Here is a 25,932-nt window from a genome sequence, read left to right on the forward strand (position 1 = left end):
GGCAAGGCGGCACGCCGTGGCGGCCACACGACGCAACGACTATAGATCACTGCCGGGCACGTGGGTGCGCCGCGGCATAGACCTCACGGAGCTTGTCGACCGTGACCAGGGTGTAGACCTGGGTGGTGGTCACCGAGGCGTGGCCGAGCAGCTCCTGGACCACCCTAACGTCAGCGCCACCGTCGATGAGATGGGTTGCGAATGAATGGCGCAGAACGTGGGGGCTTATCCCGCGGAGTCCGGCGCGTTCGGCGGCGGCCTGGAGCACCTCCCAGGCTCCCTGCCTGGTCAGGGGGCCACCCCGGGCGTTGAGGAACACGGCGGGCGTGCCGTGCCCGTGGGCCAGCAGGCCGGGGCGGGCGCGGACGAGGTAGGCGTCCAGGGCGGCGCGGGCGTAGCGGCCGAGGGGGACGACGCGGGTGCGGCCGCCCTTGCCGCGCAGGCGCACCTGGTCGTCCTCCAGGTCGTCCACGGCCAGGCCGACCGCCTCGGAGATGCGGGCGCCGGTGCCGTACAGGACCTCCAGCAGGGCGCGGTTGCGCAGCGTCAGCGGCGCGCCGTCGGGGCCGGAGGCGGCGATGAGGCGTTCGACCTCGTCCACCGTGATGGGCTTGGGCAGCTTGCGGAGCTGGCGCGGCGGGCGCACCTGATGGGCGGGGTCGTGAGCGGTGACGCCCTCGCGCAGCGCGAAGCGGTGCAGGCCGCGCACCGCCGAGACCGCGCGCGCGGCCGAGCTGGCGACGAGCGCCGGATGCTCGCCGTCGCCCTCGCGCAGCGCGGCGAGGAAGGCCTGGACGTCGGCCTCCCCCACCTCGCCGAGGTCGGCGCGGCCGCGCGCCTGCAGGTGCTCGACGTAGCGGCGCAGGTCGCGGCGGTAGGACGCGAGCGTGTTGGCGGCCAGGCCCCGCTCCACCGCCAGATGGGCGAGGTAGCTGGAGAGCACTGCCTCCACGAAACGGTCCTTCCCGCGAACGTCACGCCTCCGGGGCGTCGGCCGGGCGCAGCGAAGCGAAACCCTCGACCGAAGCCGCATATGCGGCGAGGATACCGGCCACGGTCGGGGAATTGTGGATCATTCCCATGAGCGCCTTTTCGACCGCGTCGGTCAGGGGCACCCATTCCACCGGCATGTCGATCTCCTCGTGCCGGTGGACGAAGCCGTTCTCCTCCTCCGGGATGGGGGTCAGGTCGCGGGCGAGGAAGACCCGGATGCGCTCGTCGCTCATGCCGGGCGAGGGGCGCAGGTCGACGAGCGTGTGCCAGGTGGCGGCCCGGTAGCCGGCCTCCTCGGCCAGCTCGCGGGCGGCCCCGTCGACCAGCGCCTCGCCCTCCACGTCGCGGATCCCGGCGGGCAGCTCCCACAGGAGCCGCCGGGCCGGGTGGCGGTACTGCCTGATCATCAGGACGCGGTCGCGGTCGTCGAGGGCCAGCACGGCGACCGAGCCGGGATGCACCACGTAGTCGCGGTCGGCGACCTCGTCGCGCGGCATCCGCACCGTGTCGGTGACCACGCGGATGACGTACCCCTTGAACCGTTCCTTGCTCTCCACGACGTCCCACGCCTCGGGCGTGTCTTCGATCATCACTGGGCGACCCTAGCCCCTACCCGGCTGTCGGCGTAGGCGAGGGCGGCGCCGACCAGGCCCTTGAACATCGGGTTGGCGCGGGTGGGCCGGGAGCGGAACTCCGGGTGCGCCTGGGTGCCGACGAAGAACGGGTGGACGTCGGCCGGCAGCTCGGTGTACTCGACCAGGCGGCCGTCGGGCGACAGGCCGGAGAAGACCAGGCCGACGCCTTCGAGCTGCTCGCGGTAGGCGTTGTTGACCTCGTAGCGGTGGCGGTGGCGCTCGTCGGCCTTGGCCTTGCCGCCGTAGAGGCGGCGCACGACGGTGTCCTCGCCGAGCTTGGCGGTGTAGCTGCCCAGGCGCATGGTGCCGCCCATGTCGCGCTCGCCCGCGACGACGTCCTCCTGGTCGGCCATGGTGGAGATGACCGGGTGCTTGGTGTCGGGGTCGAACTCGGTGGAGTTGGCGCCGGTGATGCCGGCCAGGTTGCGGGCGGCCTCGATGACCATGCCCTGCATGCCGAGGCAGATGCCGAGCAGCGGGATCTTGTTCTCCCTGGCGTGCCGGATGGCGCCGATCTTGCCCTCGATGCCGCGCACGCCGAAGCCGCCGGGGATGAGCACGCCGTCCACGCCGTCCAGCTCGCGCTCGGCGCCCTCGGGGGTCTCGCAGTCGTCGCTCTTGACCCAGCGGATGTTGACCCTGGCGTCGTTGGCGAAGCCGCCGGCGCGCAGCGCCTCGGTGACCGACAGGTAGGCGTCGGGCAGGTCGATGTACTTGCCGACCAGCGCGATCGTGACCTCCTTGGCCGGCCGGTGCACCCGGCGCAGCAGCTCCTCCCACTCCTTCCAGTCGACGTCGCGGAAGGGCAGGCCGAGCCGGCGCACCACGTAGGCGTCGAGCCCTTCGGCGTGCAGCACCTTGGGGATGTCGTAGATGGAGGCGGCGTCCACGGCGGAGACCACGGCGTCCTCGTCCACGTCGCACATCAGGCTGATCTTGCGCTTGATCGCGGCCTGCACGGGCCGGTCGGAGCGCAGCACGATGGCGTCAGGCTGGATGCCGATGCTGCGCAGCGCGGCCACGCTGTGCTGGGTGGGCTTGGTCTTGAGCTCGCCGGACGGGCCGATGTAGGGCAGCAGCGAGACGTGCAGGAAGAACACGTTGTCGCGGCCCACCTCGTGCCGGATCTGCCGCACGGCCTCCAGGAACGGCAGCGACTCGATGTCGCCGACCGTGCCGCCGACCTCGGTGATGACCACGTCGACCTCGGGACCGGCCATGCCCCTGATGCGGTCCTTGATCTCGTTGGTGATGTGCGGGATGACCTGGACGGTGTCGCCGAGGTACTCGCCCCGCCGCTCCTTGGCGATGACGTTGGAGTAGATCTGGCCGGTGGTCACGTTGGCCGAGCCGTGCAGGTCGGTGTCGAGGAACCGCTCGTAGTGGCCGACGTCGAGGTCGGTCTCCGCGCCGTCGTCGGTGACGAACACCTCGCCGTGCTGGAACGGGTTCATCGTCCCCGGGTCGACATTGAGGTACGGGTCGAGCTTCTGCATGGTGACCCGGAGACCGCGTGCCTTGAGCAGGCGACCGAGGCTGGATGCCGTGAGCCCCTTGCCGAGACTGGAGGCGACACCGCCGGTGACGAACAGATGCTTGGTTTGCGATGCGCTGCGCAAAGGGGCTCCCGTGGTCGAGGTGTGGTCGAAGTGTCCACGGGCTCTCAGGATATCAAACAACGCCCCTCACATGCCCGAACGGCATGACCTAGCGGTAACTTTGGTCCCTATGTCACTAGTTCGGCGGGCCGTGAACGCGTTGATCCACCGCGCCTACACGGCGATCCGCCACGCCGGCGCGATCACCCCGGCGACCCCCGGCGGCTACCGGTTCCGCCGGCTCGGCGACGGGGCCAGCATCGCGTTCCCGCCGGGCGCGATCTTCGGCGAGGCGTACATCGAGATCGGCGAGCACACGCTGATCGGCGAGCGCGTGTCGCTGTCGTGCGGCATGAACCCCGGCCTGGACCTCGGCACCGGCTCCATCCTGCGGATCGGCCGCGGCTGCTCGATCGGCCGCGGCACGCACATCGTGGCCCACCAGTCGATCGACGTCGGCGACGACGTCTTCACCGGCCCGTACGTCTACATCACCGACCAGAACCACGTCTACGACGACCCGGACGTGCCGATCGGCCGGCAGTGGCCGCGCAACAGCCCGGTCTCGATCGGCTCGGGCTCGTGGCTGGGCGCGGGCGCGATCATCCTGCCGGGCACCACGCTCGGCCGGCAGTGCGTGGTGGCGGGCGGCGCGGTGGTGCGCGGGACGTTCCCCGACCACAGCGTGGTGGCCGGGGTCCCGGCCCGCCGGGTGCGCGGGTACACGCCCGAGCTGGGCTGGCACTCCCCCGTCACCGTGGACGCCGCCTCCTGAGGGATGGACCGAACTTCCTTCGGTCGGTTAGCGTCTGGACATGAGGACCGCTGTCTGTGAGCGCCTGGGCGTCGAGTTCCCGCTGTTCGCCTTCAGCCACTGCCGGGACGTGGTGGCCGCAGTCACCAACGCGGGCGGGTTCGGGGTGCTGGGGGCGGTCGCGTACTCGCCCGAGCAGCTCGACACCGAGCTGACCTGGATCGACGAGCGGGTCGGCGGCAAGCCGTACGGGGTGGACGTGCTCGTCCCCGGCAGGGTGGACGCCGCCGCGCTGGAGGGCGGGCACCTGATGGACCTCGTCCCCGAGCGGCACCGCGACTTCGTCACGCACCTGATGTCCAAGTACGGCGTGACCGGGTCGGCGCAGCCGATGACGCTGACCGCCGACTCCTTGGGCCGCCGGGTGACGGCGGCGGGCGCGACGGGCCTGGTGGACGTGGCGCTCAAGCACCCGATCGGGCTGATCGCCAGTGCCCTGGGCCCGCCCCCGCCGGAGATGACCGCCAAGGCCAGGGAGGCGGGCGTGCCGGTGGCGGCGCTGGTGGGCACCGTCGAGCACGCCCGCCGGCAGGTGGCCGCGGGCGCGGACCTCATCGTGGCGCAGGGCACCGAGGCGGGCGGCCACACCGGCGAGATCTCCACGATGGTGCTGGTGCCGCAGGTCGTGGACGCCGTCGCGCCGGTGCCGGTGCTGGCCGCCGGCGGCATCGCCACCGGGCGGCAGATGGCGGCGGCCCTGGCGCTCGGCGCGCAGGGCGTGTGGTGCGGCTCGGTCTGGCTGACCACCGAGGAGGCCGAGACGGCGCCCGCGGTCAAGCGCAAGATGCTGGCCGCCTCCTCCCTGGACACCGTCCGCTCCCGCTCCCGCACCGGCAAGCCGGCCCGCCAGCTCGCCTCCGCCTGGACGCAGGAGTGGGACTCCGCGCAGGAGAGCCCGGGGCCGCTGGACATGCCGCTGCAGATGTTGCTGGCCGAGGGGGCGATGGCCCGCATCGGCGCGGCGGCCGAGCGGGGCGAGCCGGGCGCGCTGGAGCTGGCCAACTACTTCGTCGGGCAGGTCGTGGGCCAGCTCGACCAGGTCAAGCCCGCCCGGCAGGTGGTCTACGAGATGCTCGCCGAGTTCGGCGAGGCGGTCGAGCGGCTGGCCCGGCTGTCGGGATGAGTGCGCGGCGGCCTCACCGCACCAGCGGGGTCGTGACGACCGTGGCGGGCACCCAGGCGCCCTCGACCTCGACCTCCACCGAGGTCCCCGGCCCCGCCCCGGCCGGGAGGTAGGCGTAGGCGATGGAGGCGCGGGCGGTGTAGCCGTAACCGCCGGAGGTCACCCGGGACGCCACCCGGCCGTCCAGGCGGACCGGCTCGTGGCCGAGCGCCACGGCGCGCGGGTCGGCGAGGGTGAGGCAGCGCAGCCGCCGCTCCGGGGCGGGGTCCAGGGCGTCGCGGCCGGTGAAGTCCCCGTCCGGCCTGACGCAGAAGCCGAGGCCGGCCTCGTACGGGGTGGTCTCGGGGCCGACGTCGGCGCCCCACACCCGGTAGCCCTTCTCCAGCCGGAGGCTGTCGATCGCCCGGTAGCCGCCCGCGACCAGGCCGTGCGGCCGGCCGGCCCGCCACAGAGTCTCCCACAGCGCGCGGCCGTACTCGCTGGAGCAGTACAGCTCCCAGCCCGGCTCGCCCACGAACGTCACCGCCAGCGCCAGCACCGGCACGTCCCCGACGGTGGTCTCGCGGGAGGTCATGGCCGGCAGGTCCATCGGGTCCGGGGTGAGGCCGGCGACGACGTCGCGGGCGCGCGGCCCCCACAGGGCGAAGCAGGCGTACTGGCCGGTGACGTCGGCGATCCTGACCCTGGCGCCGGTCAACGCGGCCCGCCGGCGCAGCAGGGCGAGGTCGTGCGGGCCGGCCGCGGTGCCGGTGACGACCAGGAACTCCTCCTCGCCGCGCCGGGTGACGGTGAAGTCGCACGCGATGCCGCCGCGCCGGTTGAGCGCCTGGGTGTAGGTGACCGCGCCGACCTCGCGGGCCACCCGGTTGTCGCACGTCCGCTCCAGCAGCTCGGCCGCGTCCGGGCCGGTGACCTCGATCTTGGCGAAGGAGCTCTCGTCGAACAGCCCGGCGGCCGTCCGGGTGGCGCGGTGCTCGGCGCCGATCGCGGGCGACCAGCCGCGCCCGGCCCATCCCCGGGGCCGCTCCGACGCGTCGCCGGCGTCGTCGCCGGTCTCGTTGCGCGCGTAGTGCTCGACCCGCTCCCAGCCCGCCTTCTCGGCGAAGACCGCGCCGTGGGCGGCGTGCCAGGGGTAGGCGGGCGAGGTGCGCAGCGGGCGGCCCGCCGTCCGCTGCCGGTCGGGGTAGGGGATGTCGTAGTAGGTCTCGTAGTTCTCCACGGCCCGCTTGAACGTGTACGACGGGGAGCGGTAGTGGCGGCCGAAGCGGCGCACGTCCATGTGCCGCAGGTCCATCGGCGGCTCGCCGCCGAGGATCCACTCGGCCATGACCTTGCCGACGCCGCCCGCGCCCGCGATGCCGTGCGCGCAGAACCCGGCGGCCACGAAGAACCCGGCGACCTCGCTCTCGCCGAGGCAGAACTCGTTGTCCGGGGTGAACGCCTCGGGGCCGTTGACCAGCTTGCGGATGCCGACGTCGGCCATCGCGGGCACCCGGACGCGGGAGTTGGCAGAGATCTCCTCGAAGCGCGGCCAGTCCTCGGGCAGCAGGCGGCCGTTGAAGTCGGCGGGCACCGCGTCGTAGGCGTCGGGGGCGGCCGTCCAGGGGGCGCAGGTGCGCTCGTAGCCGCCCATGACCAGGCCCCGCACCTCCTGCCGGTAGTAGACGAGCAGGTCGGGGTCGCGCAGGGTGGGCAGGCGCGGGTGGTCGTGGCAGGCGTCGGTCACCACGTACTGGTGCGACATCGGGATGATCGGGACGCGCACCCCGGCCATGCGCCCGATCTCGGCGGCGAACATGCCGCCGCAGTTGACCACGATCTCGCAGTCGAGGTCCCCGTGGTCGGTGCGCACGCCGGTGACCCGGCCGCCGGCGGTGCGCACGCCGAGGACGCGGACGCCGGTCCTGATCGTCGCGCCGCCCTCGCGGGCCCCGGCGGCCAGGGCGTAGCAGAGCTGGGAGGGGTCGATCCGGCCGTCGGTCGGCAGGTACGCGGCCCCGGCCACGCCCGCCGGGTCCATGAGCGGGAACAGCTCCACGGCCTCGGCCACCGAGATCTCCTCCAGCGGCAGCCCCGCCGCGCGGGCCCAGCCGATCTGGCGGCGGATCTCGGCCATCCGCTCGGGCGTGGAGGCCAGCTTGACGCCGCCGCACTCGGTCCAGCCGGCGTCGAGGGTGCGGTAGAGCTCGACGGAGTACTGGTTCATGCGGGTGAGCGTGGGATCGGCGCGGAGCTGGCCCACCAGGCCGGCGGAGTGGAAGGTGGAGCCGCTGGTCAGCTCGTCCCGCTCCAGCACGACGACGTCGCGCTCGCCGAGCCGGGTGAGGTGGTAGGCGACGGACGCGCCGCCGACGCCCCCGCCGACGATCACGATGCGGGCCGAGTCGCTCATGATCGGGAGGCTAGCCGCCGGGGCACGAGAGGTCTAGACCGCTCAGCGGGGGGCGGCCTAGCATCGACCATGGCCGCGTCCGAGGTGCTCGACCTGCTGGATCGCATCCCGCTGCTGTCCGGCGGGCCACGTGCCGTCGAGGAGCTGCCCGGCGGGCTCACCAACCGCAACTACAAGGTCGTCACGCCCGGCGGCGCGTACGTGGTGCGGGTCTGGGCCCGCGACAGCGCGCTGCTGGCCATCGACAGGGACGCCGAGCACGCCAGCTCGCTCGCGGCGGCGGCCGCCGGGGTGGGGGCGCCGGTGCACGCGTACCTGCCGGAGCTGGGGGTGCTGGTGGTGGGGTACCTGCCGGCGCGGGCGTTCACGGAGGCGGACCTGCGGGACCCGGCGAACCTGCCGCGCGTGGCGCGGGCGTGCCGGCGGCTGCACGCGGGGCCGCGTTTCCCGCGCGACTTCGACATGTTCGAGGTGCAGCGGCGGTATCTGGGGATCGTGCGGGAGCGGGGGTTCCGGCTGCCCGCGCGGTATCTGGATTTCATCCCCGAAATGGAGAAAATCCGGAAATGTCTGGCGGTGCGTGCCGGAGGCACCGTCCCCTGCAACAACGACCTGCTCCCGGGCAACATCCTCGACGACGGCGAGCGCCTGTGGCTCATCGACTACGAGTACGCCGGCAACAACGACCCCTGCTTCGAGCTGGGCAACATCTGGAGCGAGGGCGGCCTGCCGCCCGGCCACCTGGAGGAGCTGGTCACCGCGTACTACGGCCGCCGCCTGCGCCACAAGATCGCCCGCGCCCGGCTGCTCGGCCTCGTGGCGCAGTACGGCTGGACGTTGTGGGCCTCCATCCGGGACGGCGCCGGCGACGCCATCGACTTCGACTTCTGGTCGTGGGGCATGGAGAAGTACGAGCGGGCCGTGGCGGAGCTGACCGGCGGCGGGCTCGCCGATCTTCTCGACGAGGCCGCGCGTACCGACTGAGGCGTGGGCAGACTGGAGGGATGCTCGCCGCATTGACCGGCCTGGGCCTGTCCACGGCCGCCGGCCTCAACGCCTACATTCCCCTCCTGGTCGTCGGGGTGCTGTCGAACCTCACCGACACCGTGCGGCTGCCCGACGGCTACGCCTGGCTGTCGAACTGGGGCGTCATCTCGATCATCGCGGTGCTGCTGGCCGCCGAGGTGGTCCTCGACAAGGTCCCCGCCGTCGACAGCGTCAACGACGTCATCCAGACCGTGGTGCGCCCCGCCTCCGGCGGTGTGGTCTTCAGCGCCACGAGCGCCGCCGCCGAGCTGGAGAAGTCCTCCTGGATGACCTCGCACCCGTGGGCCGGCTGGCTGCTCGGCATCGGCGTGGCGCTGGCCGTGCACGCGATGAAGGCCGCCGCCCGCCCCGTCGTCAACGCCGGCACCGCCGGGATGGGCGCCCCGGTCGTCAGCACGGTGGAGGACGCCGGATCGCTCGGCATGAGCCTGATCGCGATCTTCCTGCCGGTGCTGGTGATCGTCGCGCTGGCGCTGCTCGCCGTGCTGGCCTGGTGGCTCGTCCGCCGGGTACGCCGCTTCCGCGCCCGCCGCAGGGCCGCCCGCAGTCAGCCTCCAGGCTGATCCCCGATCCCCCTGCGGGTTGATCCGCCGCCCTCCGCGCGCCCCCTACAGTCCTTGCCGTAGCGAACGCAGCGTGTGGGCGCATCGCGGCCCCCCGACCCTGTCGCGCCCACGCGGTGAAGGACCCGGCGGTACGCGTACCGCCGGGTCCTTCACGCTCCCAGGCCGCGCAGCCAGCCGAGGACGAGGTGCGCGAACTCGGCGGGCCGCTCCTCGTGCAGCCGGTGGCTGGAGCCCTCCCAGCACACCACCTTGGACGCCGGGTCCTCCAGCAGCCCCGCCTCCCAGGCCGCCCGGCCGGGATCGGACCAGATCGACAGCACCGGGCAGCGCCGGCGCGCCAGGTACGCCTCGCTCGCCGGGCGCACCCCGATGGCCTGCGGGCCGGTGAACATGGCCTCGAACGCCTCGGCCAGCACGTGCGGGGCCATGCCGTGCAGGCGGCGCTTGTGCCAGCGGCGGACGACGGCGGGGGTGGCGGCGTTCGTGCACCACTCGTCGATGGCCTCGGCGGCCTCGTGCGGGCGCGGGCCGCGCAGGCCCTCGATCATGCGCGGGAAGCCCCGGGCGATCCCGTCGGACATGCCGTAGCCGGGATCGACGGCGACCAGCGCGCGGACCCGCTCGGGGTGCTCGACCGCCAGGACGGAGACCACCTGGGCGCCCATGGAGTGGCCGACGGGGACGGCCTGGCGGACGCCCAGGTGGTCCAGGAGCGCCTTGAGGTCGGCGGCCATCGCGCGCGGGGTGTTGCCCGCCGCCGGGACCGACGAGTAGCCGTGGCCGCGCAGGTCGGGGGCGATCACCCGGTGACCGGCGGCGGTCAGGGTGTCGATGTGCCAGGACCACTGGTGGGAGTCGGTGCCCCAGCCGTGGACGAGCAGCAGCGGCGGCCGGTCGCCGTCGCCGGTTCCGTCGTCCGTGTAGAAGAGCGTGACGTCGTCGGCCACGTCGGCGTACGGCACGGCTCAGCCCGCCCCGCTCCCGCTCCCGGTCCCGCTCCCGGCCGGGTCCTGGTGGGGCGGGCTCCAGCCGAGGAGGGCGGACTCGCCCGCCGTCCAGCCGCCGTCCACGGCCAGCTCGGCGCCCGTCACGTACGACGCCGCGTCCGACAGCAGGAACGCGATCGCCTCCGCGACCTCCTCGGGCTCCCCCCACCGACCGGCCGGGGCCAGGGGGAAGGTGCCCTCGCCGGAGACGGCGCCGAGCGGCTGCGTCATCGGGGTGACGATCATGCCGGGATGCACCGAGTTGACGCGGATCCGGTCCCGCCCGAACTCCAGAGCCGCGATCTTGGTGAGCCCGCGCACGCCCCACTTGGACGCGCCGTACCCGCCCGTCCCGGGCAGCGCGAACAGCCCCGCGACCGACGACAGGTTCACGATCGCCCCGCCGCCCGCCGCCCGCATGGCCCCGGCCACGGCCTTGAGCCCGAGGAAGACGCCCACCAGGTTGACCCGCAGCACCCGCTCGAACTCCTCCGGAGACTGCTGCTCGATGGTCAGGAAGGTGGCGATGCCGGCGTTGTTGACCAGCCCGTCCAGCCGCCCGAACTCCTCCGTCACCCGGGCGACCACCGCCGCCCACTGCTCCTGGTCGGTCACGTCGTGCGGCAGGAACCGGGCGCCGAGCTCCTTGGCGGTGGCGGCGCCCTCCTCCTCCAGCACGTCCGTGAGCACGACGCGCGCGCCGCCCGCGACGCAGCGCCGGGCGGTCGCCGCGCCCATGCCCCGCGCGCCCCCGGTGATCATCACAACCTTGCCGTCCAGCACGCCCGCCGCCCTTCCGCCGCGATCAGCCCCGACCCTGTGCACTGAAACACGAGTCCCGATCTGGATCAAGTGCTTGCTTGGCTCCACGACGATGGCGCGCCGGGGCCGTCCGGGCCGACTATCCTCTAGGCATCAACACCGACAGGGGGTGGCGAAGATCAGCGAAATCCTCGTCGTCGTGCTGGTGATCCTGGCGTTCCTCCTGCTGCTCGGAGGCGCCGGCATCTACCTGCTGGTCAAGCTGGGCCGCAAGGCCGCCGGCAGGGCCAGGCAGGCCGCCACGCGGCTGAGCACGCACGTCAACGCGATGGGCACCGGCGAGGCCGCCGAGGTCGAGCGCCTCCGCCTCGACCTGCGCCGCGAGGTCGCCCTCACCCGCCAGGCCGTGGAGCAGGCCCAGCGCCAGGGCTGGGGTCTCGGCGACCTGCCCCACCTGCTCGCCGACCTGGAGGCCCAGGCTCGCGTCCACGACGACCAGCTCGGCATGTACGCCCAGCAGCGCCGCGTGTCGTCGTACGTGGACCACGTCACGCTGGGCCGCCTGCGCGAGCACCAGGCCAAGCTCACCGCCATGTGCGCCCGCCTCCGCGCCGACCTGCTCGGCGACCAGGTCCACCACACGGCCGCCGGCATCGCCGACCTGTCGTCGCGTACGGACCTGGAGATCGAGGCCCGCCGCCGCCCGCCGGACCCGCTCGACGAGATCGACGAGCTCTACCGCCGCTCCCTTGAGGAGGAGCGCCGCGACCGCCCCTAGCGGCCACTCTCCGTGACATCATGGATCCGTCGCGCGATGGCCACGAGGAGGCGCAGATGACCACGGCCCTTCCCGAGTGGCTCCATCCCGGCCCACCCGGCGGCTGGACCGCCGACATGCTCGACCACCTCCCCTCCGGCGCGCCTCGGCACGTCGAGCTGATCGACGGGTCACTTGTCGTGACGGCCCCCCAAACGGGCTTCCACATGCTGGCGCTCCGACTGTTCGAGCGGTTCCTGCGCCCACCGGAAGAGCTGATGACCGTACGCGAGATGACGGTCACGCTCGGCCTCCGGCAACGTCCCGAGCCCGACATCCTCCTGGTCAAGCGGTCGGCCTTCACCACGGCGACCACCTCTTTCCGGCCTGAGGACGTCCACCTGGTCGTCGAGGTCGTCTCCGAGGAGTCCAAGGAGCGCGACCGGACCACCAAGCCCATCAAGTACTCGGATGCGGGCATCAAGCACTTCTGGCGAGTCGAGCAGGAGGAGGCGCGGCCCGTGGTCCACACGTTCGAACTCGAACCCACCGTCAGGGCCTACGTCCCCACTGGCATCCACCGCAAGCGGCTGCGCACCGACATCGGCTTCGACGTGGACCTCGACCTCGACCTGAGCAGGGCCGCCGGCTAGACGGAAGGCACATGCTCCCGGGATGACCGGAGGGCGCGGCGCGAGCTGGGCGGACACCGGCCGCGCAGGCCATGCACGACAGGTATCACACGTTCCCTGTCACAGAACAGGGTCTCCTCACCCAAACGGTATATCAACTCATGGTTACAGATCGTTACTCTGGGTGTACGTGATCGTCCGGCAGAAAGGTCGTGCGCCTGCTCCCCGGCCCGGCTCGTCCCACACGCTCCGGCGAGGCCGGACGCCTTCGCATCACCCCACTCATCTGACGAGCAAGCGAAGGCCGGCTCAAGAGGCGTCTCCCACGCACCATGAAAGGAACAGCAGTGAGCGCCACCGTCCCACAACATTCCCCCAGCGTTCCCGCCCTCCCCCGCCGCGTGCGCCGTGCCGGGCACGCCGGTCGTGTGCTGGCGATCCTGGCGCTGAGCGCCGCGGCCCTGACCGTTCCCGCACCCGTCCAGGCGCAGGCCGCCGAGCAGGTGGCGGTCTCCTTGGGAGACAGCTTCATCTCCGGCGAGGCAGGCCGGTGGTGGGGCAACAGCACGGCCTCCGCCGCCGCGGGCTGCACCCGCGGCGGGAGCGACCGGGCCGCTTACCGCAGGCACCTGATCTGCCACTACGACCCCCAGCGGGTGTATGGCAACACGGCCGTGCACGGAGAGGGCACCGGATGTCACCGCTCCGATGTGGCCGAGATCACCGGGCTGCGCCAGGCCGGGCTCACCCCGGTCAACCTCGCCTGTTCAGGGGCGGAGACCCGCCACGTCATCAACGAGCCGTTCAAGGAGAACACCGTCTCCCAGGCCGATCTGCTCGCCCAGGTCGCCGCCGCCCAGCAGGTGGAGGTGGTCGTACTGTCGATCGGCGGCAACGACCTGAACCTGTCCGGGATGCTGCGCCGCTGCGCCGAGATGTACATGGCGGGCGACGAGCGCTCCTGCGCCTCCACAGGCGAGGGCGACCGATTCCTCGCCGCGCTACCGGCGGTGGAGCGGCAGGTGGCCCTGGCCGTTCAGAAGATCCGCCAGGTGATGAGCCGGGCGTCGGCTCGTTCCGCCGGCTACCGGCTGATCCTGCAGTCCTATCCGTCTCCGGTGCCCTCTTCCGCCCAGGTGCGCTACGGCGAGGGCGGTGGCGGCAAGACCGCCACGCGGACGCTCGTGGGCGGCTGCCCGCTGTGGGACGCCGACTTCGACCTGATGCACGACACCCTGGCACCCGCGATCGACGCCATGCTGCGACGGGTCGCCACCGCGACCGGGGCGGAGTTCCTGAGCATGCTGGGCGCCGTGGAGGGCCACGCGCTGTGCGAGCGGGGCACAAGACATGCCGGCCCGCTGGACGACGCCGCCGAACTCGGCGACACGATGGAGTGGGTGCGGTACGGCACCGCCGGCGCGAAGATCAGCCAGGGACACCAGCAGGAGGCCATGCACCCCAACGCCTTCGGCCAGCAAGCGCTCGGCCATTGCCTGCTGGCCCACTACCGCGATCCCGACACCCGGCCCTGCGACGCGGGCACGCTCAGCAGTCAGACGTGATCCCTTCCCCAGCCCGCACCCCGTCCTCGAACGAACGCGCCGGCGGGTTCGAGAGCCGACCTCCCCCTGCCCGGCCTCCCCCTGCCCCGCCTCTCGCCGGCCGGTTCGGCTCGGCGGCCCGACCGGCGCGTCATGGTGCGTCCGGGAAGGTGAAGTGATGAGCGGTCCCGCGTTGGTGACCGGGGGCGCGCGGGAGAGAGGGCGGGGCGCTCGCTTCCCTCATCGCCGTCAGTCGCGCCCCCACACCCCGTAGACCAGGGCGGCCAGCTCGGCCTCCGTCGCGCCGTCGTTGGCCGCCGCCTTCGTGGCCTGGGCCTGGGCCCGCGTGGGCAGCAGGCCGTCCAGGAGGATCGGCAGGGACAGGCGGCGCAGCAGGACCTCCGCGGCCGAGACGCCGCCGGGGCGGCGGGTCACCGCCACGTTCACCCGCAGCGCGTGCTCGTTGCCCGGCGGCACGCCCGGCCGGTCGATCTCGATCGCCGAGTAGCGGAAGCCGTCGGCCAGGTTGCAGGAGGCGCACGTGGCCGGGCCCCGGCTGAGCCGGCCGCCGCACTCGGGGCAGGTCAGCCGGTCGTAGGCGGCGTCCACCACCCGCCAGGGGTGCCGGTCGGGCTCGTCCACCACCATCTCGGCGACGAGCCGCTCGCCGGGCGGCGCCGCCGTGCCGAACTCCCGCTCCAGGAAGGCCCGCCAGCCCTCCTCGACGATCTCGTCCACCAGGGCCGCGCACCGCTCGCACCGGTGCGCCCCGGCCGGCTCCCAGTGCCCGCACCCGTCGCATCGCCGCATGAGCCGTACGCTACAAGCCGGCCTCCGCCGCCCGCACCGGATTATCGGCCGTCCAGGTCGGCGATGGTGGCGCGCAGCCAGGCCAGCTCGGCCTGGCTGGTGGCGTGGGCGATGGCCAGCAGGCCCTGCCGGAACGGATCCGCGAACTCCTCGGCCGCCATCGGCCGGTCGCCCTCGTAGAAGAAGCTGGTCGGCTCCTCCAGGAACGTCAGCCGCCTACGCAGCACGGCCGCCTGCGCGCGCGGATCGCCCAGGTGACGCAGGAACGCCAGCAGCGTGAACCACCGGTTCTCGTCGCTGATGTCCGGCTCGGCCGGCTCCCCCAGCCGCCGCTCCAGCTCCGCGTGCCCCTCCTCGGTCAGGTAGAGCACCCGGCGGGGCGCGGCGGCGGCGCCCGGCTCGTCCTTCCTGGTCACCCATCCGGCGGCGGCCATGCGCTTGATGGCCGGGTAGAGCGTGCCGTCGGCCACCGGGCGTACGTGCCCCATCAGGGCCGCCACCCGTTTACGCAGGTCGTACCCGTGCAGCGGCTGGTCGCGCAGGAATCCGAGTATCGCCAGCTCCAGCATGATCAGAAGCATACCTCGGTGCCGATGTATATTGGCTCCGATATATGAGGAGAACGCCATGCACGATGCCATCGTCCACCCCAGCGGCGCCCGCATGCGCTGGGTCGAGCTGCCGGGGCCGGGCCCGGCCCGCGTCTACGTCCACGGCCTCGGCGCCACCTCGGCCCCCTACTACGCGGGGGTCGCCACCCACCCGCTGCTGACCCGCCGCCGCTCCCTCCTGATCGACCTGCTCGGCTTCGGCATCAGCGACCGGCCGCACGACTTCTCGTACACGCTGGAGGCCCACGCCGACACCCTGGCGGCGGCCCTGGGCAAGGCGGGGGTCACGGACGCGGCCCTCATCGCCCACAGCATGGGCGGGGCCGTGGCCATCGTCATGGCGGCCCGCCATCCGGGGCTCGTCGCCGATCTGGTCCTCGTGGACGCCGACCTCGACCCCTATCCCCTGGTGCCGGTGCCGCCGGGCGGCAGCGGGATCACCGGCTACGGCGAGGAGGAGTTCGTCGCGGAGGGCTGGAAGGAGGTCCGCGACCGGGTGGGGCCGCACTGGTGGTCCACGATGCGGCTGGCCGACCTGCGCGGCCTGCACCGCACGGCCGTGGGGCTCGCCCGGGGCACCGAGCCCACGACGCGCGAGCTGCTCACGTCGCTGCCGATGCCCCGCACGTTCCTGCACCCGGAGGGCGACGTGCCGGACGACGCCGACGGCCTGCGCGCGGCCGGCGTCGGCGTCGTGGCCGTCCCGGAGTCGGGGCACACCATCATGCTCGACAACCCGGACGCCTTCGCCCGGACCCTCCGGGACCTCCTCCCCTGACTCCCGGCCTCCCCTGACGCCCGGCCTCCCCTGACTGTCGGCCCGGCCCCGCGCCGGAGGCCGGGCGGGGCGGGGCGGGGTGCGCGGGTCAGCTCGGGGTGGCGGTGACGGGTGCGCCGGTCACGGCGTCGAGGGTGACGTCGCGCTTGGCGCCGTCCGGAGTGAGGACGTCGGCCTCCCAGACGGGCTTGCCACCCTCGGTGTCGAGGTTGAGCTCGGTGACGCGGCCGCCGGGGACGGCGGCGGTGATCTTGTCCAGGGCCTGGTCGTAGCCGATCTTCGTGGCGCTCAGCAACCGCTGGCGCTCGGCCTTGTCGCCGGCGTCGTCGTCCTCCCGGCGGGGGCCGGAGACGACCTTGCCGCCCGCCACGTCCAGCTGATGCTCGGTGCCGTCGCGGCCGACGACGTGGGCCTCCCACCGGCTGCCGTTCCCCTCGGCCTCGATGGAGACGAGGGTGGCCCCGGGCACGGCGGCGAGCGCGGCCCGGGCGGCTTGCCGCAGGTCGCCCGCACCCGCGCCGGGCGAGGTGGAGCCGGGCGAGCCGGGCGGCGGACTGGTGGGGGTGGCCGGAGCGGTGCCGGACGGGCCGGTGGACACCCCCGGCGAGCCGGTGGGCAGCCCGGACGGGCCGGTGGGCACCCCGGACGGGACGCCTCCCGTCGGGGAGGGCGGCTGGACGGCCTGCCGCCCCATCCCGTGCGCCTCGTGCGCCGCGTGCTGGCCGCAGCCGCCGGCGAGCACCGCGGCGCCGAGCAGGACCCCCGTGAGCGTCTTGTTCATGCCGGTCCGCTGCCCACCGGAGCCCGGTCCATTCGCGCAGGTCAGCGGAGCCGCCCTCCTGCACGCCGGCCTCCTGCACGCCGCCCTCCTGCACGCCGGCCTACTGCACGCCGGCCTCGCGCATGTCGCGCAGCTCGCGCTTGAGCTCCTTGACCTCGTCACGCAGCCGCGCCGCCACCTCGAACTGCAGGTCGGCCGCGGCCTGGTGCATCTGCTCGGTCAGCGACTCGACCAGCGACTCCATCTGCGCCCGCGGCAGCTCGCCGGCGATGGCCTTGGCGTGCTGGCCGGCGGCCCGGGAGCCGAAGCCGGGCACCGGGGCCTTGCCGCGCGACTGCTGGCGCCCGCCTCCGCCGAGGAGCTTGTCGGTGTCGGCGTCCTCGCGCTGCAACGAGTCGAGGATGTCGGCGATCTTCTTGCGCAGCGGCTGGGGGTCGATGCCGTTGGCCTCGTTGTAGGCGACCTGCTTGGCCCGGCGCCGGTTGGTCTCGTCGATCGCCCGCTCCATCGACGGGGTGACCTTGTCGGCGTACATGTGGACCTGGCCCGACACGTTACGGGCGGCCCGGCCGATGGTCTGGATCAGGGACGTCTCGGAGCGCAGGAAGCCCTCCTTGTCGGCGTCAAGGATCGACACCAGCGACACCTCGGGCAGGTCGAGGCCCTCGCGCAGCAGGTTGATGCCGACGAGCACGTCGTACTCGCCGATCCGCAGCTCGCGCAGCAGCTCGATGCGGCGCAGCGTGTCGACCTCGCTGTGCAGGTAGCGGACCCGGATGCCGAGCTCCAGGAGGTAGTCGGTGAGGTCTTCGGCCATCTTCTTGGTCAGCGTGGTGACCAGCACGCGCTCGTCGCGCTCGGCCCGCTCGCGGATCTCGTGGACCAGGTCGTCGATCTGGCCCTTGGTGGGCTTGACGACGATCTCGGGGTCGATCAGGCCGGTCGGGCGGATGACCTGCTCGACGACCTCGCCCTTGACCCGCCCCAGCTCGTAGGGCCCCGGCGTGGCCGACAGGTAGACCGTCTGGCCGATGCGCTCCAGGAACTCCTCCCACTTCAGCGGCCGGTTGTCGAGCGCCGACGGCAGCCGGAAGCCGTGGTCGACCAGCGTGCGCTTGCGCGAGGCGTCGCCTTCGTACATGGCGCCGATCTGCGGCACGGTCTGGTGGGACTCGTCGAGGACCAGCAGGAAGTCCTCGGGGAAGTAGTCGAGCAGCGTGTTGGGCGCGCTGCCGGGGGCGCGGCCGTCCATGTGGCGCGAGTAGTTCTCGATGCCGGAGCAGGTGCCGATCTGGCGCATCATCTCGATGTCGTACGTCGTGCGCATCCGCAGCCGCTGCGCCTCCAGCAGCTTGCCCTGCCGCTCCAGCTCCGACAGCCGCTCGGCCAGCTCCGCCTCGATGCCCGCGACCGCGGCGGACATGCGCTCCTCGCCGGCGACGTAGTGGGAGGCGGGGAAGATGTAGAGCTCGTCGTCCTCGGTGATGACCTCGCCGGTCAGCGGGTGCATGGTGGACAGCTTCTCGATCTCGTCGCCGAACATCTCGATGCGGACGGCCAGCTCTTCGTACTTGGGGATGATCTCGATGGTGTCGCCGCGCACCCGGAACGTGCCGCGCGTGAAGGCCAGGTCGTTGCGCGCGTACTGCATCTCGACCAGGCGGCGCAGGAGCTGGTCGCGCTCGATCTCCATGCCGACGCGCAGCCGGGTCATGCGGTCGACGTATTCCTGCGGGGTGCCCAGGCCGTAGATGCACGACACCGAGGCGACGACGATGGTGTCGCGCCGGGTCAGCAGGGAGTTGGTGGCCGAGTGGCGCAGCCGCTCGACCTCGTCGTTGATCGAGGAGTCCTTCTCGATGTAGGTGTCGCTCTGCGGGACGTACGCCTCGGGCTGGTAGTAGTCGTAGTAGGAGACGAAGTATTCCACCGCGTTGTTGGGCAGCATCTCGCGCAGCTCGTTGGCGAACTGCGCGGCGAGCGTCTTGTTGGGCTGCATGACCAGCGCGGGCCGCTGCAGCCGCTCGATCAGCCAGGCGATCGTGGCCGTCTTGCCCGTGCCGGTGGCGCCGAGCAGGACGCTGTCCTTCTCCCCGGCCTTGACGCGGCGCTCCAGCTCGGCGATGGCCGTCGGCTGGTCGCCGGAGGGAGTCATCTCGGTGACGACCTCGAAAGGCGCCACCTTCCGCTGCAAATCTGTGACCGGACGCATGCTGCCACTGTAGGCGGACCGCCCGACAGAATCGGCCCAGGGCGACGCGGTCGTGGACGGCCGGGTCCGCTACGTCCATGCATGCCCGCTACGACCGGCAGAGGGGGTGCGACTTCCTTTTGCAAGCGAATAGTAAGTGACACCCGATACGGTCGGATTCGCCTGTAGCGGAAAAGAGAGGTTCGATGTCACGACCCAGAGAGGCACTCATCCAGGCAGGTCAGGGCGTAGCCCAAGCGGTGGCCCAAGGGGGTGACCTACGGCAGGCGGTCGGACAGGCGGCCGGCCAGCTCGCGGGGCAGGCGGGCGGCCAGTTCGGGGGCCAGGGCCAGGCTCCCGGTTTCACGCTGAACCCGCACGACTTCGCCGCCGCCCGCGACGGCGGCGCGTCCGTCGGCACGCTCATCGAGGCGCGGTCGGCCTCGCTGAACGAGGCCGGCGAGATCGTCAACCGCAGCTTCGCCGAGAACGGCATGCACGTCATCTCCCCGGTGGTGATCCCCAAGGGCAGCACCGCCAAGGTGATCGTGCCGCTGGGCATCCTGGTCGTGCTCGGCCTCATCGGCGCGCTCGGCAACGTCATCCCGAACACCGACCTGTTCTTCGGGCCGCACTACTGGGTGACGTTGGTCCTGGCGGCCGGGTTCCTGTGGTGGCGGCGCAGCGTGGTGATGGTGCCCGAGGGCTGCAAGGCGCTCATCACCAAGTTCGGCAAGCTGGTGCACATCGCCGACCCGGGCCGGGTGACGCTGCTCAACCCGTGGAAGCGGGTCAGCTACATCGTCAACACCACTCGCGAGTACCCGTTCAACGCCCCCATCCGCGAGGCCCCGACCCAGCAGGGCGTCAAGGCCAGCGTGGACCTGTTCCTGCAGTTCAGGATCGAGAACCCGGCGGAGTTCATCTTCGTGCTCGGCTCGGTCAGCGGCTTCCAGTCCAAGCTGCAGAACGCCATCAGCGAGGTCACCCGCTCGCTCATCTACGCCCAGCGCGCCGAGGAGATCTACGACCTGGTGGGCGAGAGCACCCTGGGCATGCTGGAGAGCCTCAACCAGCAGTTCCTGCCGGCCGTCCGGCTCACCGACGTGAACATCACCCACGCCGAGCCGTCCAGCCAGGAGTACCGCATGGACCTGGCGGCCCCCGAGATGGTCCGCGTCGCCAAGGAGGCCTACACCTACGAGTACGAGCTCCAGCTCCGCAAGGAGCAGAACGAGGGCGACCTGATCAAGGAGCTGGCCGGGCTGCAGGAGACGCTGAGCGCCATCCAGGCGGAGATCGCCGGCTACCAGGCCCGCATGGACACCGCGCTGGAGCGCGCCACCCACCAGGCCAAGGCGCAGGCCAGGCAGCGCCTGGTCGAGGCCGAGTCCACGGCCAACGCCAACGCCGCGCTCCTGGAGGCGCAGGCGCTGGACATCAGGGCGCTGTCGGCCGCCGAGGCGCCCGAGATCCTCGACTACCGCTTCCAGCAGGACCTGCTCGCCAAGCTGGAGTCCGTCGCCACCCGGCTGCCGCAGGTGGTGCAGGTGGGCGAGCAGAGCGACATCGACTTCCTGGCCCTCGCCCAGCAGCTCGTGGGCGGCAAGGGCGCGCAGCTGTTCTCCGCCGAGGACATGGCCGCCATCCGCGCCCGCCTCGCCGAGATCGGCGCCCGCGTCCAGGGCCGCGAGGCGGAGATCGCGGCCCTGCTCAGGAAGGCCGCCGCCGACGTGAGCGGGGCCCAGGAGCCGCCGGAGCCCGACCAGGACCTGGAGCGAACCGTCGAACGCCTGCTGCCCGGCAAGGGGGAGATCCGATGACCCGCGAGTTCTCCAAGATCAAGGAGTCCCTGGCCTCCTGGGGCGAGATCCGCCAGCTCCTGCGCGGCGGCGAGCAGGGCCAGCTCGTGCCCGTCGTCATCCCCAAGGACCGGCGCGGCTTCGCCTGGATGGCGCTGGTCTTCCTGGCGGTCTACTTCGCCGGCATGGCCGCGCTGACCGGCCTCAGGCTGCTCGCCGCGCTGGCGGCGCTGGTGTTCCTGCTGCTGGCGCTGGTCACGATGTGGCGCAAGGCGATCATCGAGATCGAGGAGGGCACCACCGGCGTGCGCAGCCGCTGGGGCGCCATCACCGGCACGCTCCCGCCGGGCCGCCACTACCTGTGGCTGCCGTGGGACCGGGTGGACGCGGTCGTCGACACCTCCACCGAGATCCCGTACTCGGCGCCGATCGTGGCCTGCCCCACCGCCGAGAACGTGCCGCTGAAGTCGATCGAGTTCTTCCTGAAGTTCAGGATCGTGGACCCGGTGGCCTTCCACCGCACGATCGGCGCGGGCAACTTCGACCTCGTGCTGTCCAGCGCCGTGCAGGACGCCATCCGCCAGCGCAGCCGCAGGGTCAACACCGAGCAGGCCTACGACCTGCGCGGCTCCGACGTCGGCGACATGCAGGACGCGCTCAACCGGCAGCTCGGCCGCTACGGCGTGCGCATCACCGGCGCCAACATCCCCGACGTCCAGCTCCCCGACCAGTACCAGCAGCACCTGGCCACCCGGGAGAAGGTGGCCAAGGAGCTGTCGGCGTACGAGCGGGAGTGGGAGCTGACCCGCAAGCGCCGCATCGACACCCTGCTCATGGAGATCGAGCGCTCCAAGAAGACCCGCGACGCCCGCGTGGTCGAGGTCAAGGCCGCCCACAACAAGGCGCGCAAGGACGTGGCGCGCATGCTGGAGGAGCAGGAGACCGAGGCGCAGCGGGTGACATGGGAGATCGAGGCGCGCGGCCGGGCCGAGCTGACCGCCGCCGAGAACGAGGCCAAGGCGCTGCGCCGGCTGGCCGAGTCCTATCGTGACAACCGGGCCGTGCTCCAGTACGAGCTGGCCCGCAGGCGCCTGGACGTGGGCGCCAAGCTCGCGGAGAACGCCCCCCAGCCGCTGGTCGTGCGGACGCAGCAGGGCCAGGCCGACTCCGCGCTGTCCACCCTCCTCCTGGCCCAGCTGCTCCCCCGCCTCTCGGGCCAGAACGGCCACACCCCTTCCGCTCCCTAGAACTCAGTAGAACCCAGTAGAACTCAGTAGAGCTCCAGCACGTAGGAGAAGAACCCCATGGTGTTCCGCAAGCTGATGGCCGCGTTCGGCGCGGGCGTCGAGGTAGACACGGTTTTGGCCGGCACGGACGTGCGGCCCGGCGAGATCCTGCGCGGCGTCGTCAACTTCCGCGGCGGCAACTCCGACTACAAGGTCGAGGGCATCTACATCGACCTGACCGCCGTGGTCGAGGTGGAGTCCGGCGACAACGAGTACAAGACCACCTACAGCTTCCTGCGCCAGCAGGTGGCGGGCACCTTCCAGCTCGCCGCCGGGGCGCAGCACCAACAGCCCTTCGAGATCGCGATGCCGTGGGAGACGCCGATCAGCGCGATCGGCGGCCACCCGCTGCACGGGATGCGGCTGGGCGTGCAGACGGAGCTGGCCCTCGCGGGCGCGCTGGACAAGGGCGACCTCGACCCGCTGTTCGTCAGCCCGCTGCCGGCCCAGGAGTACGTGATCGCCGCGCTCGACCGGATGGGCTTCCACTTCAAGAAGGCCGACCTGGAGCGCGGCACGCTGTACGGCTCGACGATGCCGTTCTTCCAGGAGATCGAGTACTACGCCGGCGGGCAGTGGCGGCGCCACTTCAACGAGCTGGAGCTGACGTTCATCGCCGGGCCGCGGCAGATGGACGTCATCCTGGAGGCCGACAAGCGCGGCGGCTTCCTGACCTCCAGCCACGACGCCTACAACCGCTTCACCGTCCACTACGACGGCCCGCCGCACGCGGCGGACGAGGCGCTGCAGCGCGGGCTGGAGCAGATGGCCCGCCACCGCGGCTGGTTCTGAGCAAGCCGGTTCTGGGCGGCCGGTTCTGGGCGGGCGCGCCCCGGGCGGGAGTGCCGTCCGGGGCGACCTGCCCGGCATCTTTCGCCAGGTGATCGTTCTCTGGTGGTCTCCTGGCGCGCTCGTTACCATGACCTCGGGTACTGACTGATCGTCGGACGGCGGGGCGAGCGATGGCACGGTTGGTGGGGGCGTTCAAGCGGGCCGCCCCGTGGGCGGCGCGCAACGCCGACGGCGCCATCGCGCTCACCCTGGCCATCGTGGTGGGCGTGCTCGGCGTCATGCCCGACGAGGTCTTCGGCAAGGACGGCAAGGAGATCCAGGACCAGCTCGTCAGCGCCGCGACGCTGGTCATCCTGGCCCTGGTGGCCACCGCGCTACTGCGCGACCGCCTGCGCCAGGCCCCGGTCGAGCGGACGATCACCTCGGGCGCGCTGGCCGAGCTGCCGGTCCGGCTGGCCCGCATGGAGCAGATCGAGACCCTGGCCCACAGCACCCGCCGCGCCCTCGACGCGCTGCAGCTCGTCCGGGTGCTGGGCAGCCGCCAGGAGATCGCCCAGTCGCACGCCGAGGCCCGCAAGGACACCTCACGCTGGAGCTTCAAGGGCGGCACCGGCACCTACCTGCGGGCGGTCACGCTGCCGTCGTGCGTGGCGGCGGCCCGCCGGGACAAACGCCACCTCACGGTCAGGATCGAGATCATCGATCCGGCCGACGCCGAGGTGTGCGAGAGCTACGCCCACTACCGCCGCTCGCTGTCCGACACCCCCGACGCCACCGGCGAGACGTGGACCACCGACCGGGTCAGGAAGGAGTCGTACGCGACGATCCTGGCCGCCTTCTGGCACCGCCAGCGCTACGGCCTGCTCGACATCGCCGTGGGCCTGTCGCGGACGATGACGACCTTCCGCTGGGACCTGTCGAGCACCCGGCTGATCATGACGGTCGAGGACCCGAACATGGCGATGACGGCCCTGTCGGGCACGTTCTACTACGAGAACTGCGACACCGAGCTGCGGCTCAGCTTCGAGCAGGCGCGGCGGGTGCCGCTGGAGATGTACAAGAAGGTGCCGCTGAGCGACGAGCCCACGATCGAGGAGGTGCAGGAGCTGTTCGAGCGGGTCGGGCTGCCCCTGCCCAAGTCGTACAACGGGCACGACGTGGTCGACATCGCCCGCAAGGCGCTGCGGGCCGTGGACCCGTACGGATCATGAGCTACCGCGACGCGCACCGCAGGCTGCTGGCCGGTGAGGCCGGCACATGGGCCCTGGAGGCGCTGGAGCGGCCGGTGAGCGCCGTACGCCATCCGCTGGGCTTCGTCTGCCTGCCGCTGGAGCGCGAGGGCGAGGAGGGCGTTTGCGTCCATCTGTGGTCCGACGCGTTCGCGCACGCCGAGAGCACCACCTCCCAGATCCACTGCCACAGCTGGGACCTCGTCAGCCACGTGCTCTACGGCCAGGTGCGCAACGTGCACGTCGAGGTGGCCGACGCCGGCACGCGGGCCACGCACCGGGTGTTCGAGGTGGTCAGCGACGCCGGGGGCGACCGCATCTCGCCCACCCGCCGCACCGTGCGGCACGCCACCGGCCTGGTGGAGGTCTTCGGCCCCGGCGACACCTACACGCTGCCGGCCGGCCGCTTCCACAGCAGCGTGGTGCCCGAGGGCGGCGAGGCCGCCACGGTCGCGCTCGGCCGGGGCCGGCCGGGCGGCCACGACCTGTCGCTCGGGCCGCTCGACGCCGGGCCGCACCACGTGTCCAGGCAGCCGCTCGACCCCGGCGAGACCGCGCTCGCCGTCCGCCTCATCACCGCGCACCTGACCTGAGAGGTACCCGATGGACCTGGACCACGCTCGCACGGTCGCCGTCGAGGCCGCCGAGGCCGCCGGGGCGCTGCTCAGGGAGGGCACCAGGACCGCGGTCCGGACCCGGGCCAAGGGCGCGGCCGGCGACGTGGTCACCGATCTCGACCTGGCCTCGGAGAAGCTGCTGCTGGAGCGCATCCTGACGGCCTACCCGTCCCACTCGGTGATCGCCGAGGAGTCGGGGCTGGTGGGCGCGGCGGGCGGCGAGTGGACGTGGCTGGTCGACCCGCTCGACGGCACCAACAACGTGGCGATCGGGCTGCCGGCGTTCGTGGTGGGCGTGGCGCTGTGCCGCGACGGGCGGCCGGTGGTGGGCGTGGTGCACGAGCCGGTGTCGGGGCAGACGTGGTCGGCCGTCCTGGGGCGGGGGGCCAGGGGGTCCACGGGGGCGCGCCTCGCGCCGCGCTACGCGCCGAGCCCGCACGGCCCGCTGCTGGCCTGGACCCAGGGGTACGACGTGGCCAGGGACGACGCCAGGGGCAACGCGCTGAAGCAGGCCATCGAGCGGGCCGCCCGCCGCGTCCTGCAGCTCTGGGCGCCGCTGCTGTCGTGGGCGATGCTGGCGCGCGGCGACATCGACGGCATCGTGGGCTACCGGGCCGAGGCGGTCGACCTGCCGGCCGGCGTGCTGCTGGCGCGCGAGGCCGGCATCGAGATCAGGGCGCTCGACGGCGGGCCGTTCGAGGCGTGCATCGACGCCCCCGCCGAGCGGCGCAGCTTCGTCGCCGCCCACCCGCGGGCCATCCCGGGGCTGCTCGGCCTGCTCCGGTGAGGCTGCTCCAGTGCGTAGAAATACGCGGAGAAAGTGTGTCGAATGTCGATGAGTTCCGCTGCCGTTCGACGTCTTATTAGTTGACGGCACACGGAAGAGGAGCCCGACATGATGACCACGACCGACCTGGCGCAGGTGCTCTTCACGACCGCCCTGCAGCCCTCCGACGCCCTCACGCCGTCCGCCGTCCGCGAGGCCGTGGACCGGCGGCTGTGCGCGTGCGGCGGCGACGCGGCGCGGTGCGCGGCCCAGGTGGCGCAGGAGGCCGGCGACCACCCCGAGACGTACGTGCGGCGCATGCGCTGGGCGCTCGGCGCGGTGGCCGACGCCTACCAGCTCGCGGCCGCCTGACCCTCGCTCAGAGGAGCCACGTCAGAGGGCCTACTTAGAGGGCCCACG

At 72.4% G+C, this 25,932-nt stretch carries 25 protein-coding genes; 15 read left to right on the plus strand and 10 right to left on the minus strand.

What is annotated here, in order from left to right:
* Positions 1–46: 46 nt before the first annotated feature.
* Genes AB0H75_RS09100 through AB0H75_RS09110 form a run of 3 tightly spaced genes read right to left on the minus strand, consistent with a single transcriptional unit; the run spans position 47 to position 3,247 of the window.
* Positions 47–952, minus strand: a complete 906-nt coding sequence (locus AB0H75_RS09100) for a site-specific tyrosine recombinase XerD (RefSeq protein WP_367792939.1) — start codon at positions 950–952, stop codon at positions 47–49.
* 22 nt (positions 953–974) lie between these two features.
* Positions 975–1,583: an NUDIX domain-containing protein gene (locus AB0H75_RS09105; RefSeq protein ID WP_367794193.1), complete on the minus strand. Its 609-nt coding sequence runs from the start codon at positions 1,581–1,583 to the stop codon at positions 975–977.
* Positions 1,583–3,247, minus strand: coding sequence for a CTP synthase (locus AB0H75_RS09110; protein ID WP_367792941.1), 1,665 nt, complete (start codon positions 3,245–3,247; stop codon positions 1,583–1,585). Before AB0H75_RS09110 ends, AB0H75_RS09105 begins: the two co-directional genes overlap by 1 nt.
* Positions 3,248–3,377: 130 nt before the next feature.
* On the opposite strand from AB0H75_RS09110, the gene AB0H75_RS09115 reads away from it, so the two are divergent.
* Both AB0H75_RS09115 and AB0H75_RS09120 read left to right on the plus strand, forming a co-directional pair.
* Complete coding sequence (locus AB0H75_RS09115; protein WP_367792943.1) at positions 3,378–4,001, plus strand: DapH/DapD/GlmU-related protein; 624 nt, start codon at positions 3,378–3,380, stop codon at positions 3,999–4,001.
* 40 nt (positions 4,002–4,041) lie between these two features.
* Positions 4,042–5,163, plus strand: a complete 1,122-nt coding sequence (locus AB0H75_RS09120) for an NAD(P)H-dependent flavin oxidoreductase (protein WP_367792946.1) — start codon at positions 4,042–4,044, stop codon at positions 5,161–5,163.
* Positions 5,164–5,176: 13 nt separating this feature from the next.
* On the opposite strand, the gene AB0H75_RS09125 is transcribed toward AB0H75_RS09120, so the two are convergent.
* A complete protein-coding gene (locus tag AB0H75_RS09125) occupies positions 5,177–7,555 on the minus strand; it encodes an FAD-dependent oxidoreductase (RefSeq protein ID WP_367792948.1) in 2,379 nt (792 codons plus the stop codon).
* Between the two features lie 69 nt (positions 7,556–7,624).
* Here AB0H75_RS09125 and AB0H75_RS09130 point away from each other — a divergent pair, with 69 nt between their 5' ends.
* Together AB0H75_RS09130 and AB0H75_RS09135 are read left to right on the plus strand one after the other, a co-directional pair.
* Positions 7,625–8,539 (plus strand): phosphotransferase, encoded by a 915-nt coding sequence (locus AB0H75_RS09130; RefSeq protein ID WP_367792951.1) that lies wholly within the window; start codon positions 7,625–7,627, stop codon positions 8,537–8,539.
* A gap of 20 nt (positions 8,540–8,559) precedes the next feature.
* Positions 8,560–9,165 carry a DUF4126 domain-containing protein gene (locus AB0H75_RS09135; RefSeq protein ID WP_367792954.1) on the plus strand — a complete coding sequence of 202 codons (606 nt, stop codon included), beginning with the start codon at positions 8,560–8,562 and terminating at the stop codon, positions 9,163–9,165.
* Positions 9,166–9,317: 152 nt separating this feature from the next.
* Here AB0H75_RS09135 and AB0H75_RS09140 read toward each other — a convergent pair whose 3' ends face one another.
* Both AB0H75_RS09140 and AB0H75_RS09145 read right to left on the minus strand, forming a co-directional pair.
* Positions 9,318–10,130 (minus strand): alpha/beta fold hydrolase, encoded by an 813-nt coding sequence (locus AB0H75_RS09140; protein ID WP_367792957.1) that lies wholly within the window; start codon positions 10,128–10,130, stop codon positions 9,318–9,320.
* A 3-nt stretch (positions 10,131–10,133) separates the two neighbouring features.
* Positions 10,134–10,937 carry a glucose 1-dehydrogenase gene (locus tag AB0H75_RS09145; RefSeq protein WP_367792960.1) on the minus strand — a complete coding sequence of 268 codons (804 nt, stop codon included), beginning with the start codon at positions 10,935–10,937 and terminating at the stop codon, positions 10,134–10,136.
* A gap of 148 nt (positions 10,938–11,085) precedes the next feature.
* Between AB0H75_RS09145 and AB0H75_RS09150 the strand changes: the two genes are divergently transcribed.
* The 3 genes from AB0H75_RS09150 (at position 11,086) to AB0H75_RS09160 (ending at position 13,870) form a co-directional block, all read left to right on the plus strand.
* Entirely contained in the window at positions 11,086–11,694 is a 609-nt protein-coding gene (locus AB0H75_RS09150; protein ID WP_367792962.1) for a hypothetical protein, read from the plus strand.
* Positions 11,695–11,750: 56 nt separating this feature from the next.
* Complete coding sequence (locus AB0H75_RS09155) at positions 11,751–12,326, plus strand: Uma2 family endonuclease (RefSeq protein ID WP_367792964.1); 576 nt, start codon at positions 11,751–11,753, stop codon at positions 12,324–12,326.
* Between the two features lie 326 nt (positions 12,327–12,652).
* Positions 12,653–13,870: a GDSL-type esterase/lipase family protein gene (locus AB0H75_RS09160; RefSeq protein ID WP_367792967.1), complete on the plus strand. Its 1,218-nt coding sequence runs from the start codon at positions 12,653–12,655 to the stop codon at positions 13,868–13,870.
* Between the two features lie 228 nt (positions 13,871–14,098).
* On the opposite strand, the gene AB0H75_RS09165 is transcribed toward AB0H75_RS09160, so the two are convergent.
* Both AB0H75_RS09165 and AB0H75_RS09170 read right to left on the minus strand, forming a co-directional pair.
* Positions 14,099–14,659, minus strand: a complete 561-nt coding sequence (locus AB0H75_RS09165) for a hypothetical protein (protein ID WP_367792970.1) — start codon at positions 14,657–14,659, stop codon at positions 14,099–14,101.
* Between the two features lie 41 nt (positions 14,660–14,700).
* A complete protein-coding gene (locus AB0H75_RS09170; protein ID WP_367792973.1) occupies positions 14,701–15,228 on the minus strand; it encodes a PadR family transcriptional regulator in 528 nt (175 codons plus the stop codon).
* 58 nt (positions 15,229–15,286) lie between these two features.
* Between AB0H75_RS09170 and AB0H75_RS09175 the strand changes: the two genes are divergently transcribed.
* Positions 15,287–16,048 carry an alpha/beta fold hydrolase gene (locus AB0H75_RS09175; RefSeq protein ID WP_367792976.1) on the plus strand — a complete coding sequence of 254 codons (762 nt, stop codon included), beginning with the start codon at positions 15,287–15,289 and terminating at the stop codon, positions 16,046–16,048.
* Between the two features lie 88 nt (positions 16,049–16,136).
* On the opposite strand, the gene AB0H75_RS09180 is transcribed toward AB0H75_RS09175, so the two are convergent.
* Both AB0H75_RS09180 and uvrB read right to left on the minus strand, forming a co-directional pair.
* Positions 16,137–16,829: a PepSY domain-containing protein gene (locus AB0H75_RS09180; RefSeq protein WP_367792978.1), complete on the minus strand. Its 693-nt coding sequence runs from the start codon at positions 16,827–16,829 to the stop codon at positions 16,137–16,139.
* A gap of 100 nt (positions 16,830–16,929) precedes the next feature.
* Complete coding sequence (gene uvrB / locus AB0H75_RS09185) at positions 16,930–19,041, minus strand: excinuclease ABC subunit UvrB (protein ID WP_367792981.1); 2,112 nt, start codon at positions 19,039–19,041, stop codon at positions 16,930–16,932.
* 185 nt (positions 19,042–19,226) lie between these two features.
* Between uvrB and AB0H75_RS09190 the strand changes: the two genes are divergently transcribed.
* The 7 genes from AB0H75_RS09190 to AB0H75_RS09220 all read left to right on the plus strand — a co-directional run bounded on the left by AB0H75_RS09190 (position 19,227) and on the right by AB0H75_RS09220 (position 25,884).
* On the plus strand, positions 19,227–20,843 hold the full coding sequence (locus tag AB0H75_RS09190) for an SPFH domain-containing protein (protein WP_367792984.1): 1,617 nt from the start codon (positions 19,227–19,229) through the stop codon (positions 20,841–20,843).
* The gene (locus AB0H75_RS09195) at positions 20,840–22,069 is read left to right on the plus strand and encodes an SPFH domain-containing protein (protein ID WP_367792987.1); all 1,230 of its coding nucleotides are present in this window, start codon (positions 20,840–20,842) and stop codon (positions 22,067–22,069) included. The genes AB0H75_RS09190 and AB0H75_RS09195 overlap by 4 nt, the downstream gene beginning before the upstream one ends.
* Before the next feature lie 57 nt (positions 22,070–22,126).
* Positions 22,127–22,900, plus strand: coding sequence for a sporulation protein (locus AB0H75_RS09200; protein ID WP_367792990.1), 774 nt, complete (start codon positions 22,127–22,129; stop codon positions 22,898–22,900).
* Positions 22,901–23,070: 170 nt separating this feature from the next.
* Positions 23,071–24,111 carry a hypothetical protein gene (locus AB0H75_RS09205; protein ID WP_367792993.1) on the plus strand — a complete coding sequence of 347 codons (1,041 nt, stop codon included), beginning with the start codon at positions 23,071–23,073 and terminating at the stop codon, positions 24,109–24,111.
* Positions 24,108–24,722 (plus strand): hypothetical protein, encoded by a 615-nt coding sequence (locus AB0H75_RS09210; protein ID WP_367792996.1) that lies wholly within the window; start codon positions 24,108–24,110, stop codon positions 24,720–24,722. Before AB0H75_RS09205 ends, AB0H75_RS09210 begins: the two co-directional genes overlap by 4 nt.
* Positions 24,723–24,732: 10 nt before the next feature.
* Complete coding sequence (locus tag AB0H75_RS09215; protein WP_367792999.1) at positions 24,733–25,533, plus strand: inositol monophosphatase; 801 nt, start codon at positions 24,733–24,735, stop codon at positions 25,531–25,533.
* Positions 25,534–25,641: 108 nt separating this feature from the next.
* A complete protein-coding gene (locus tag AB0H75_RS09220; RefSeq protein WP_367793002.1) occupies positions 25,642–25,884 on the plus strand; it encodes a hypothetical protein in 243 nt (80 codons plus the stop codon).
* Positions 25,885–25,932 lie beyond the last annotated feature (48 nt).

It is taken from the genome of Nonomuraea sp. NPDC050783 (genome assembly GCF_040802095.1).
Lineage (GTDB): Bacteria > Actinomycetota > Actinomycetes > Streptosporangiales > Streptosporangiaceae > Nonomuraea.